The following is a 12,018-nucleotide window of genomic DNA, read 5'->3' as shown; positions in this document are numbered from 1 at the left end:
GGCATCAAGGAGAAACGCATGAGCTGGCTCGAAAAACTGCTACCGGCCAAAATCCAACAGACCAACCCCAGCGAGCGCCGCAGCGTGCCCGAAGGGCTGTGGATCAAGTGCCCCAGCTGTGAATCGGTGCTGTACAAGACCGATCTGGAACACAACCAGAACGTCTGCCCCACCTGCGGTCACCACCACCGCATCGGCGCCCGGGCCCGGCTCAATGCCTTCCTCGATGCCGAGGGCCGTTACGAGATCGGCCAGGAGGTGATCCCGGTCGACGCTCTCAAGTTCAAGGACAGCCGCAAGTACCCCGAGCGCCTGAAAGAAGCGCTTGAGAACACCGGCGAAACCGACGCCCTGGTGGTGATCGGCGGCTCGGTGCACAGCATCAACCTGGTCGCGGCCTGCTTTGAATTCGACTTCATGGGCGGCAGCATGGGCTCGGTGGTCGGCGAGCGCTTTGTGCGCGGTGTCGAGACCGCCATCGAGCAAAAAGTGCCCTTCCTGTGCTTCACAGCCACTGGTGGTGCGCGCATGCAAGAGGGCCTGCTGTCCCTGATGCAGATGGCCAAGACCAATGCGGCCCTGACCCGCCTGGCCAAGAAGGGCCTGCCCTACATCAGCGTGCTGACCGACCCGACCATGGGTGGCGTCAGCGCTGGCTTCGCCTTTGTGGGGGACATCGTGATTGCCGAACCCAAGGCCCTGATCGGCTTTGCCGGCCCTCGCGTGATCGAGTCCACCGTGCGGGTGACGCTGCCCGAGGGCTTCCAGCGGGCCGAGTTCCTGCAGTCCAAGGGGGCCGTCGACTTCATCTGCGACCGCCGGGAACTGCGCAAGACCGTGGCCAGCGCACTGGCCATGCTGCAGCGCCAGCCGGCCGACGCCGTGCTCTGAGCCCCTCCCCTCCCCCCTCAAAAGGCCTTTTCGAAGGCCTTTTGCTTTATCCGGCCCAGCCCATGGAATCATCCACCCCGCCCACGTCACCCATTGCCCCCACCTTCTGGCAGGCCCTGCGTTACTGGTTCCAGCTGGGCTGCATCAGCTTCGGCGGGCCAGCCGGGCAGATCGCGATGATGCACGAGGAGCTGGTGGAACGCCGGCGCTGGATTTCAGAGCAGCGCTTTCTGCACGCCCTCAATTACTGCATGCTGCTGCCCGGGCCGGAAGCCCAGCAACTGGCCACCTACATCGGCTGGCTGCTCCACCGGCGCTGGGGCGGTTTGGTGGCGGGGGGGCTGTTCGTGCTGCCCTCGCTGCTGCTGCTGATGGGCTTGTCGTGGTTGTACATGCGCTTTGGCAGCACGCCGGCCGTGGCCGCCGCCCTGTATGGCGTCAAACCTGCAGTGACCGCCATCGTGCTGGCGGCAGCCCACCGCATCGGGGGGCGCGCCCTCAAGAACACTTCACTGCGCCTGATCGCGCTGGCGGCCTTCGTGGCCATTTTTGCCCTGAACCTGCCGTTCCCGCTGATCGTCCTGGGCGCTGCCGGGATCGGGTACCTCGGTGGCCGCTGGGCACCGGCCGCCTTCAGCCTGGGGGGCGGCCACGCCAGCGCCCATCAAGCCCGGCACGCCCCCGCCCTGATCGATGATGACACCCCCACCCCGGCCCACGCGCGCTTCAGCTGGGGCGGCTTCGCACGGGTGCTGCTGGCAGGCCTCGGCTTGTGGGCCCTGGCACTTGGCGGCCTCGTGGCCCTGCAAGGCTGGGACGGCCCACTCACACAGATGGCCTGGTTCTTCACCAAGGCCGCCCTGCTGACCTTTGGCGGTGCCTATGCCGTGCTGCCCTACGTCTACCAGGGGGCGGTCGAGCACTTCCACTGGCTGAATGCCACCCAGATGATGGACGGCCTGGCCCTGGGTGAAAGCACACCGGGCCCCCTGATCATGGTGGTGTCCTTTGTGGGTTTTGTGGGCGGCTGGGGGCAATCGCTGTACGGGCCTGAGGCCCTGCTGGCGGCCGGCATGGCCGGTGCAGCCGTGGTGACCTTCTTCACCTTTCTGCCCTCCTTTGTGTTCATCTTCCTGGGAGGGCCTTTCATCGAATCCACCCATGGCAAGCTGCATTTCACGGCGCCGCTGACGGGCATCACGGCCGCCGTGGTGGGCGTGATCCTCAACCTGGCGCTGTTTTTTGCCTGGCACGTGCTGTGGCCCGCTGGCTGGCAGGGGCCGTTTGAATGGCCTGCCGCAGTGATTGGGCTGGCGGCGCTGGCCGCCCTGATCCGCTACAAAGTGGGCGTGATGACCGTGGTCGGGGCGGCCCTGATGGCCGGCCTGGCCTTGCAGTGGCTGCGCTGACTCAGAACCCGATCAGAAGCCCATCAACACCGACGCCTGCACATACCCCAGCACCAGGTTGCCAATGTGCAGCGCCACCAGCAAGGCCAGTGGCGCCAGATCCACCCCGCCGACCAACGGAATCACGCGCCGGAATGGGGTCAGCAAAGGGTCACACAGGCGCTGCAGCACATGGAACATGGGGTTGGGCGACTGCACCCAGGACAAGATGGCAAACACGATGACCAGCCCCGTCATGCCCGTGAGGGCCAGCTTGAGCATGCCGAACACCGCCAGCACCGGCAGACTGACCAAGCTGGCATGACCGCCCAGCAAAGCCCACAGCAGCAAAAATTGCAGCAACTCGATCAACCAGGCGCCCAGCAGGCTGGACACATCCCATCGCCCGATTGGCGGCACCACCCGGCGCAAAGGCAGCACCAACCAATCGGACAAGGCAAATACCATCCGCCCCACCGGATTGCCGAAGGGCACGCGTTGCAGTTGCATGTACCAGCGCAACAAACAGGCGCCGCCGAACAGGCCGGCCACCACATCCAACAAAAGTGAAGCGATTTGATAAAGCATGATCGGAGCAGAACCTTTGAAGACGTGCAATGCCGCACCCAGCGGATTATCAACGCAGCACAGCGGTGACCTGGCTGCAGCCCTGCAAGCCATGCGAACAAGCGCTGGATCCAGCGCTGCGAACACATCGAATCCGCTTCGATCTGTACCAAGGCACCGGCAAAAAACTAAAATACGCGGTTTGGTCCTTAGAGACCCCCATTTGACCCGTTCAACGAACGCATTCCATGTCTGAAAACCAACACACCGCGCACGCCACCCCCGCCCAGGACGACAACCAGCTGATCGCAGAACGCCGCGAAAAGCTCAAAGCCCTGCGCGAAGCCCAGGCCCGCGGTGAAGGTGTGGCCTTCCCGAACGACTTCAAGCCCGAACACCATGCCGATGCCCTGCATGCGGCCTACGGCCACTCCGAGGCCGAAGACCTGACCGCCCGCCCCGTGACCGTCAGCGTGGCAGGCCGCATGATGCTCAAGCGCGTCATGGGCAAGGCCAGCTTTGCCACGGTGCAGGACGCCACCGGCCGCATTCAGCTTTATGTGACCCGCGATGCCCTTGGCGAAGCGCATTACGGGGCCTTCAAGCACTGGGATCTGGGCGACATCGTGGGCGCCGTGGGCACCCTGTTCAAGACCAAGACTGGCGAACTGTCGATCCATGTGACCCAGTTGCGCCTGCTGACCAAGAGCCTGCGCCCGCTGCCCGACAAGTTCCATGGCATGAGCGACCAAGAGCAGAAGTACCGCCAGCGCTACGTGGACCTGATCACCGACGAGCATGCCCGCAAGCGCTTCGCGGCCCGCAGCAAGGCAGTGAGCGGACTCCGTGAATTCATGGTGCAGCACGGCTTTCTGGAAGTTGAAACCCCCATGCTGCACCCGATCCCGGGTGGCGCCAACGCCAAGCCCTTCGTGACGCACCACAACGCGCTCGATCAGGAGATGTACCTGCGCATCGCGCCCGAGCTTTACCTCAAACGCCTGATCGTAGGTGGGTTCGAGCGCGTCTTCGAGATCAACCGCAACTTCCGCAATGAAGGCATCTCGGTGCGCCACAACCCCGAGTTCACGATGATGGAGTTCTATGCGGCCTACTGGAACTACCAGGACCTGATGAGCTTCACTGAAGCCCTGATCCGCGACGCCGCCCAGAAGTCCGTTGGCACCCTGCAACTGACCTACCAGGGCAAGGCCGTGGACCTGGCCCAGCCCTTCGAACGCCTGACCATCCGTGAGGCCATCCTCAAGCACACCCCCGACGCCCAGGTGGACGACGCGGCCTGGTTGATCCAGAGCCTGAAGAAGATCGGCCTGTCGGAAGAAAAAAACAAGCTCAGCGGCCGCAGCGTGGCCAGCCTGCAGGTCCTGCTGTTCGAGGAAACCGTCGAAGAGAAGCTGTGGCAGCCGACCTTCATCATGGAACACCCGACCGAGATCTCGCCCCTGGCCCGTGCCAATGACCAGCGCCCCGAAGTGACAGAGCGCTTCGAGCTGTACATCACCGGCCGTGAGTTCGGCAATGGTTTCTCCGAGCTCAACGATGCCGAAGACCAGGCCGCACGCTTCCACGCCCAGGTGGCCGCCAAAGACGGTGGCGATGACGAAGCCATGTTCTTCGACCACGACTTTGTGCGAGCCCTCGAATACGGCCTGCCCCCTACCGGCGGCTGCGGCATCGGCATCGACCGTTTCATGATGCTGCTCACCGACAGCCCCAGCATCCGCGACGTGATCCTGTTCCCGGCACTGCGCCGCGAGGCGTGACAGTGGGGGGAGGGAAAGCCCTCCCCTGGTAGGTCAAGACGGTCAAACCAGGGAGAAATGCCGGATTCGACAGTTCAAGTGACCCCAAAGCCCCTTAGCATGGGGCCCTAGATCGAATGCCTGAAGTGAGACCCAACATGCCTCTTTCTTACGGAAGCCCCTTCACGGTTCTGGTGGTCGACGATCAGGAGGCCATTCGCTTGGCGCTGGCGCTGGAGCTCAGACAAGTGGGCGTACAAACCGTGTGGCAGGCCGGCTCTGCCGAGGAAGCACTGGAAGTATTTGCCACCAAGCGCCCTGATCTGGTGCTGCTCGACATCCGCATGCCCGGCCATGATGGTTACTGGACCGCCCAGAAGATCCGCGACAGCGAGCCGGGCAACTGGACACCCATCATCTTTCTATCGGGCATGGACCGCGACGAGGACCTTTGGCGAGGCATCGAGGCGGGCGGCGATGACTACCTGATCAAGCCGGTGACCTCCACCGTGCTGGCTGCCAAGCTGCGGGCCATGCAACGCCTGCTGGGGATGCAGCGCCGCCTGGTGGCAGTGACAGAAGAGCTGAACCTCGCCAATCAGAAGCTCAACGAACTGGTCGAGCGCGATCCGCTCACCGGCCTGGTGAACCGCCGCGGCCTGGACAGGCTGCTTTACGCCGAGATCCGGCAGGCCCGACGCGACAGCAAACCCCTGACCTTGATGCTGTGCGACATTGACCACTTCAAGCTCTACAACGACCGCCTGGGGCATGTCGAGGGCGACCAGTGCCTGCAGAAGATCTCAGGCATGCTCAGCACGATCTGCAAGCGGCCCTCAGATGTGGCGGCTCGCTACGGTGGCGAAGAATTCGCCCTGATCCTGCCCGACACCCCTAAATCGGGAGCCATGACCTTTGCCCGGGCCTGCGCCAAGATGCTGCGGGGCCTGAAGCTGGCGCACCCCGACTCACCCACCGAACCCTGGGTGACGATATCGGGCGGTATCACCACCTGCCTGCCCGACGAGTCCACCAGCCCGGAAGGCATGCTGATGCGGGCAGACGAGGCACTTTATGCGGCCAAGGCCCAGGGCCGCAACCGCTTCTTCAGCTTCGAGTTCCAGATGGACACGGTGGAGCACCTGCAAAGCTGAGCGGGCCCCGCACAGCCTCAGGGCAGCAGACGTGCGGCCCTGACAGCGCGCCCTTCAGGGCAGCAATGCCAGCGCGTTCAGATAGGCCGGCTGCAGCATCAGCTCATCCCAGGCCTGCGGCAGGGTCTCGGGCAGCAAGGCCAGTCGGCGCGACTCACTGTCCTGGCTGGGGTGCCAGAGGCCAGCAGCCCGCGCCGCAGTCAGGCCGTCCAGCAAACCGTCGACCGCACTGCCATCGCCCAGGCTTTGGTTGCACAACAACACCAGATCGCAGCCCGCGTTCAGGGCGGCCGCACCGGCCTCGGTGTAGCTCACCTCCCGGCCATCCAACAGCCGGGCACCAGCCATGCTGAGGTCGTCGCTGAAGATCGCCCCATCAAAGCCCAGTTGACGGCGCAGGATCTCCTGTAGCCAGCGGCTGGAAAAGCCCGCCGGGCGGCGATCCACCTTGGGGTAGATCACATGGGCCGGCATGACGCTGGTGAGCGTGCTCGACAACCAGGGGTAAGGTGCAGCATCGTCGGCCAGGATGGCCTTGAGGCTGCGCTTGTCCACCGGGATCTCGGTGTGTGAATCCGCCTTGACGAAGCCATGGCCGGGGAAGTGCTTGCCGCAATTGGCCATGCCCGCCTGCAGCAGGCCGTGCATCAGGCTCTTGGCCAGCAGGGCCACCACACGCGGATCACGATGGAAAGCCCGGTCACCGATCACGCCACTCTCGCCCCAATCCAGGTCCAGCACCGGGGTGAAGCTGAAATCGACGCCACAGGCCCGCAACTCGCTGCCCAGCACATAGCCCACCGCGGTGGCAGCGTTGGTGGCGGCCAGCGCACCGCTGCCCGGACCACCCTTGCCGTCCTTCATCCACAGATCACCCAAGGCGCGCATGGGCGGCAAGTGGGTGAAACCATCCGAGCGGAAACGCTGCACACGCCCCCCTTCGTGATCCACGCAGATCAGCAAGTCGTCGCGCACCGCCTTGATGGCACTGGTGAGCGCCAGCAACTGAGACCGGTTTTGCCAGTTGCGTGAAAACAGGATCACGCCGCCGGTCAACGGGTGGGCCAGGCGGCGGCGGTCCGCGGCGCTGAGTTCGGTGCCGGCGACGTCGAGAATCAGAGGGGCATGGTCGGACATGGTGCGGGGTCTTCCAACGGGAAACAGAAAAAGAAATCGGGTTCAGGCCGCAGTGGCGGCGCCAGGTGCGGTGTGCTCCACCACCACAAAGCTGGCGGCGTAATCGGTCTCATCGGTCACGGTGACATGGGCACACAGCCCGCGGGCTTCAAACCAGGTCTTGAGTTCGCCGTGCAGCACGATCACCGGCTGCCCACTGGGCAGCTTGGCAATCTCGCAGGAACGCCAGGTCATGGGCATGCGCATGCCCATGCCCACGGCCTTGCTGAAGGCCTCCTTGGCCGAGAAACGGGTGGCCAGGTAGCGAACACCACGCTCAGGCCAGCGTTCAGTGCGTTCACGCCAGGTTTGCAGCTCGGCGGGCGCCAGCACACGCTCGGCAAAGCGATCGCCATGCTGGGCCAGGCTGGCCTGGATGCGACGGACGTCGCAAATGTCGGTACCGATGCCGTAGATCATGACAAGACCCGCGACTCAGGCTGGCTGGGCCGCCACGATGCAGCGCAGGTAATCACGCACCGTGGCCTCGTAGCCCAGCTCCAGGGCATCGGCGATCAAGGCGTGTCCGATCGAGACCTCCAACACGCCAGGCACGCCCCGCAGAAAGGCACTGAGGTTGTCTCGGGACAGATCGTGGCCGGCATTGAGCCCCAGGCCAACCGCCAGTGCAGCCTTCGCCGTGTCGGCAAACTGCGCCAGCACGCGGGCTTCATCAGGGGTGCCATGGGCACGCGCCCAGGTCTCGGTGTAGAGCTCGACACGGTCCGCGCCAAGGGCGCGTGCGGCCGCCATGGCTTCCGGAATCGGGTCCATGAACAAGCTGACCCGAACGCCGAGGGCGTGGGCTTCGTCAATCAGCGGTTTGAGGCGGCCGGCATCCTGAGGAAAGCTCCAGCCATGGTCGCTGGTGAACTGACCTTCGGTATCGGGCACAAACGTGGCCTGGTGCGGCCGGAACTGGCGCACAGAGTCCATCAGGTTGTGGAAGGGATTGCCTTCGATGTTGAACTCTGCCGCCGGCCACTGCTTGAGCAAGGCCGCCAAGTCGCCCACATCATCCGCGCGGATGTGGCGCTCATCAGGACGGGGGTGCACGGTGATGCCGGCTGCACCGGCCTGCAAACAAAGCGTTGCCGCCCGGGTGACGCTGGGGATGCCCAGGTGTCGGGTGTTGCGCACCAGTGCCACCTTGTTGAGGTTGACCGACAGGGCGGTGAGCGGATGCAGGGAGGAGGTCGCAGCGTTCATAGGTTTTGCAGGTCGATCATGAGTTGCCGGGTGCGCAAGGTGCGCGAACCGCAATGGTAGTGGAGCAAGGCCCGCAGTTGGTGCTTGAGCTCGGCCGTGCCATCTGCGCTGGCGCGCAAGGTGGCCGCCAGTGGCGCGGGCTCATCGAGGGCCCGCTGCAGTCCGATCCACCAGGCACCGGGCAGACCGCCACGCTCCTGAGGTCCGGCTTCGCGCAGCCCCCCCTCGGCCACCAGCACGTAAAGCCTTTGGGCGCTCAAGGGGGCCAGCGTAGCGGTTTGCTGGTCCAGCGCAGGCAGCAGGCCCAGGTCGCGCAGCAGCACCAGCTCAAACGCCCGCAGCACGGGCTGCAAGGCATCGCCATGTTCACTGGCCAGCACACGCACCACCGCGGCATAGGCATCGAACAGGCCCGGATGCGGGTCGTCACGCGCCAGCAGACGCATCAACAGCTCGTTGAGGTAGTAGCCTGACAACAAGGCATCGCCGGTGGGCATGATGTGCCCGCCCACCCAATCAGCCGCTTTGAGGGTGTGGATTTCGGCCTGCGGATCCGGTGTCAGGCTGTAGCCCAGGCGCAGTGGCTGCAGCGGCAACAGCACGGGCCGGAAATTGGAGGTGGGCTTCTTGGCACCCTTGGCCACCAAGGCCTGGCGGCCGTGGTGCCGGGTCATGACCTCAAGGATCAGGCTGGACTCACTCCAGTCGTAGCGGTGCAGAACGAAGGCGGGTTCGTCCGCAATGCGCTTCGGGGGCGCCACGGCGAGGTCGCTTACTCGTAGCCGAAGCTGCGCACACGGGCTTCATCGTCAGCCCAACCCGAACGGACCTTGACCCACAACTCCAGGAACACCTTGGCATCCATGAGCTTCTCAAGCTCCTGACGGGCTTCGGTACCAATGCGCTTGAGGCGCTCGCCCTTGTCACCGATCACCATGGCCTTGTGGCCGTCGCGCTCGACCACGATGGTGGCCGAGATGCGCAGCATGCGGTTATGGGTCTTGCTTTTTTCTTCGTCGAACTTGTCGATGACCACGGTGGAGGTGTAAGGCAACTCGTCACCGGTGAAGCGGAACAGCTTTTCACGCACCGTTTCGGAGGCCAGGAACTTCTCGCTGCGGTCGGTCAGCTCATCGGCGCCATAGAACCAGGCCTGTTCGGGCAGGTATTTCTCACAGATGCCAAACAAGCGTTCGATGTCGCCCTTGTTCTTGGCCGACATGGGCACAAACTCATTGAAGGGGTGGCGCTCCTGCATGCCCTTGAGCCAAGGGGCCAGTTCGGCGCGGCGGTTCACGGTGTCGAGCTTGTTGGCCACCAACAGGGCCGGGATGCCCGGCTTGAGCAAGGACAGCACTTTGGCGTCGGCCAACGTGAAATTACCCGCCTCAACCACGAACAGCACCAAGTCCACATCACCGATGGCACCCATCACGGTCTTGTTGAGCGATTTGTTGAGCGCCGTGCTGTGACGCGTCTGGAAGCCGGGGGTGTCCACAAACACGTATTGGGTCTGACCCAGGGTGCGGATGCCGGTGATGCGGTGACGCGTGGTCTGAGCCTTGCGCGAGGTGATGCTGATCTTCTGCCCGATCAAGGCGTTGAGCAGTGTGGACTTGCCGACGTTGGGCTTGCCCACGATGGCGATCACACCGCAGCGCTGACCTTCGATCGGGGCGGCGCCAGCCACCACATCAGCAGCGGTCACTGGGGCTGCGCCTGGCTTGGCCGCGGCCAGCATGGCTTCGAGGTCGGCATTCGTGCCGGCTACAGGCTTTGTAGCGTCGTTCATTTGTATTTCGCTTTCAGGGTGAGCAGCATCGCTGCTGCGGCGGCCTGCTCGCCGGCACGCCGGGAGCCGCCGATGCCTCGCTCGGTCAGGCCCAGTTCGGGAATTTCACACTCGACATCAAAGGTCTGGCGATGCGCCACCCCGGTGGTGAGCACCACGCGGTAGGACGGCACTTTCATTTTGCGAGCCTGCAACCACTCCTGCAAGCCCGTCTTGGCGTCCTTGCCCATGGCTTGCATCTGAGGGTTGATCTCCACGGCCTGGTAAAGCCGATGCACCAAGGCCTCAGCCGAGCCATAACCAGCGTCGAGGAACACCGCGCCGATCAGGGCCTCTACGGCATCGGCCAGGATGGAGGGGCGCTTCTGTCCTCCAGAGCGCGACTCCCCCTCACCCAGGCGAAGCACGCCGGGCAGATCAAGGTCCAGCGCCAGTTGGTGCAGGGTGTCTTGCTTGACCAGATTGGCCCGGGTGCGGGACAGATCGCCCTCGGTCAAGGTGCCCAGGCGCCGGTACAGCAGGCTGGACACCGCCAGGTTGAGCACGGAGTCGCCCAGGAATTCAAGACGCTCGTTGTGGTCAGCGGAAAAACTGCGGTGGGTCACCGCCCGCTGAAACAGCTTCGGGTCCGCAAATGTGTGTTGCAGCTTCTGCTGCAGGGTTTGAAGTCGAGGGTCCACCTAGTTGGTCTGCGCGCTGTATTTCATGACCAGATAAGCTGGCCCGATGAGATGAATTTCACGGACATAGGCGAAGGAGACAATGATTTTGTCGCCGTTCTTCCGAATGTCGAGGTCTTTGCCCGTGATCGATGTGATGTCGTCGATGGCCGCAGAGCGATCAAACGCCTGCTGGATTTCTGCCACCGTGTCGCCCGACTTGGCCCGGTCAATGGCCCGCTTGGCCGCGACATATTCAATGCCCGTGGGAACCACTTGAGCGCCCACGACCAGAACAGACACGATCAGCGCTGCCATCAGAACCAAGGTGATGAACGACATGCCGCGCTGTGACGAGCGGCCAATTGACATGCGTCTTTTCATATTTAAACCCCTCCTGTGCCCCGGAAACGGTGCATGCACACCTGCGCCCGACTCAATGGAATGGCCCGATGCGCTTCAGATTGCCGAAGTTCATCCAGACAAACACGGCCTTGCCGACGATGTTGGCATCAGGCACAAAGCCCCAATACCGTGAGTCGAGCGAATTATCGCGATTGTCGCCCATCATGAAGTAATGGCCTTCAGGCACCTTGCAGGTCACACCTTCAACGGTGTAGTGGCAGTTGGCCTTGAACGGAAAGTCTTCCACGCCTGGCACAAAGGCAGGACGGTCCGGGTCGTTGAGCAGACGGTGAGGCCGGTCACCCAAGGCTTCCTCGAACTGCTTGAAGTAGCGCACGGCATCTTCGTCGAAGAAATCAGGGACGGCTGTCGTCTCAAGGGGCTTGCCGTTGATGGTCAGGCGCTTGTTGAGGTAGGCCACTTCATCGCCGGGCACGCCGACAACACGCTTGATGTAGTCCAGGCTCGGCTTGGGAGGGTAGCGGAACACCATCACATCGCCCCGCTGCGGTGGGGTGCCATCGGTGATTTTTTTGTTGATCACCGGCAAGCGGACGCCGTAGGTGAACTTGTTCACCAGGATCAGGTCACCCACCAGCAAAGTCGGAATCATCGAGCCCGACGGGATCTTGAACGGCTCAAACAGAAAAGACCGCAAAACGAAGACCGCCGCGATCACCGGGAACAGGCCGGCGGTCCAATCGAGCCACCAGGGTTGCATCAGCAAGCGGCTCTTGGTGTCTTCGACATCGCCATCGACCTGCTTGATGCCCATGCGGGTGAGTTCCTCGCGGCGCTGGATTTGAGCCGCTTCCACAGCCACCACAGCCTGGCGCCGGCGTGGCAGAAAGTACAGGCGCTCCGCCAACCAGTACGCACCGGTGACCAGCGTGGCCAGGAACAGCAGCAGCGCAAAGTTGCCTTCGATGCCACCGATGTTCAGGTACCAGGCCCCGATGTAGGCCGCAAAGCCGGCCAGGATGATGGCCGTGACCGTTGACATGGCATTCATCA

13 protein-coding genes are annotated in these 12,018 nt (G+C 63.5%); 4 read left to right on the top strand and 9 right to left on the bottom strand.

Going from position 1 to position 12,018, the window contains the following annotated elements; translation table 11 throughout:
• The first annotated feature begins 18 nt into the window (after positions 1–18).
• Both accD and chrA read left to right on the top strand, forming a co-directional pair.
• The gene (accD, locus tag AC3WUT_RS09365) at positions 19–891 is read left to right on the top strand and encodes an acetyl-CoA carboxylase, carboxyltransferase subunit beta (protein ID WP_019575003.1); all 873 of its coding nucleotides are present in this window, start codon (positions 19–21) and stop codon (positions 889–891) included.
• A 62-nt stretch (positions 892–953) separates the two neighbouring features.
• Entirely contained in the window at positions 954–2,300 is a 1,347-nt protein-coding gene (gene chrA / locus AC3WUT_RS09360) for a chromate efflux transporter (protein ID WP_492346814.1), read from the top strand.
• 12 nt (positions 2,301–2,312) lie between these two features.
• Here the strand turns inward: chrA and AC3WUT_RS09355 are convergent, their stop codons facing one another.
• Positions 2,313–2,867 carry a YggT family protein gene (locus AC3WUT_RS09355; protein WP_492346813.1) on the bottom strand — a complete coding sequence of 185 codons (555 nt, stop codon included), beginning with the start codon at positions 2,865–2,867 and terminating at the stop codon, positions 2,313–2,315.
• Positions 2,868–3,094: 227 nt separating this feature from the next.
• Between AC3WUT_RS09355 and lysS the strand changes: the two genes are divergently transcribed.
• Entirely contained in the window at positions 3,095–4,630 is a 1,536-nt protein-coding gene (gene lysS, locus AC3WUT_RS09350) for a lysine--tRNA ligase (RefSeq protein ID WP_492346812.1), read from the top strand.
• Between the two features lie 137 nt (positions 4,631–4,767).
• Positions 4,768–5,763 carry a GGDEF domain-containing response regulator gene (locus tag AC3WUT_RS09345; RefSeq protein WP_492346811.1) on the top strand — a complete coding sequence of 332 codons (996 nt, stop codon included), beginning with the start codon at positions 4,768–4,770 and terminating at the stop codon, positions 5,761–5,763.
• A 54-nt stretch (positions 5,764–5,817) separates the two neighbouring features.
• Here AC3WUT_RS09345 and nagZ read toward each other — a convergent pair whose 3' ends face one another.
• The 8 genes from nagZ to lepB all read right to left on the bottom strand — a co-directional run bounded on the left by nagZ (position 5,818) and on the right by lepB (position 12,016).
• Positions 5,818–6,900 carry a beta-N-acetylhexosaminidase gene (gene nagZ / locus AC3WUT_RS09340; RefSeq protein ID WP_492346810.1) on the bottom strand — a complete coding sequence of 361 codons (1,083 nt, stop codon included), beginning with the start codon at positions 6,898–6,900 and terminating at the stop codon, positions 5,818–5,820.
• Positions 6,901–6,942: 42 nt separating this feature from the next.
• Positions 6,943–7,359, bottom strand: coding sequence for a holo-ACP synthase (acpS, locus tag AC3WUT_RS09335; RefSeq protein ID WP_492346809.1), 417 nt, complete (start codon positions 7,357–7,359; stop codon positions 6,943–6,945).
• A gap of 15 nt (positions 7,360–7,374) precedes the next feature.
• On the bottom strand, positions 7,375–8,148 hold the full coding sequence (locus tag AC3WUT_RS09330; RefSeq protein ID WP_492346808.1) for a pyridoxine 5'-phosphate synthase: 774 nt from the start codon (positions 8,146–8,148) through the stop codon (positions 7,375–7,377).
• Positions 8,145–8,909, bottom strand: coding sequence for a DNA repair protein RecO (gene recO, locus AC3WUT_RS09325; protein WP_492346807.1), 765 nt, complete (start codon positions 8,907–8,909; stop codon positions 8,145–8,147). The genes AC3WUT_RS09330 and recO overlap by 4 nt, the downstream gene beginning before the upstream one ends.
• A gap of 11 nt (positions 8,910–8,920) precedes the next feature.
• Positions 8,921–9,940: a GTPase Era gene (gene era, locus AC3WUT_RS09320; protein ID WP_492346806.1), complete on the bottom strand. Its 1,020-nt coding sequence runs from the start codon at positions 9,938–9,940 to the stop codon at positions 8,921–8,923.
• On the bottom strand, positions 9,937–10,620 hold the full coding sequence (gene rnc / locus AC3WUT_RS09315; protein WP_492346805.1) for a ribonuclease III: 684 nt from the start codon (positions 10,618–10,620) through the stop codon (positions 9,937–9,939). The genes era and rnc overlap by 4 nt, the downstream gene beginning before the upstream one ends.
• Positions 10,621–10,971 carry a DUF4845 domain-containing protein gene (locus tag AC3WUT_RS09310; protein ID WP_492346804.1) on the bottom strand — a complete coding sequence of 117 codons (351 nt, stop codon included), beginning with the start codon at positions 10,969–10,971 and terminating at the stop codon, positions 10,621–10,623.
• Positions 10,972–11,035: 64 nt separating this feature from the next.
• The gene (gene lepB, locus AC3WUT_RS09305) at positions 11,036–12,016 is read right to left on the bottom strand and encodes a signal peptidase I (protein ID WP_492346803.1); all 981 of its coding nucleotides are present in this window, start codon (positions 12,014–12,016) and stop codon (positions 11,036–11,038) included.
• Between the last annotated feature and the right edge of the window lie 2 nt (positions 12,017–12,018).

It is taken from the genome of Curvibacter sp. EU05-FHT14A10, assembly GCF_058791075.1.
The sequence above is the reverse complement of the archived record's forward strand: the minus strand, read 5'-3'. Positions and strand labels throughout refer to the sequence as shown.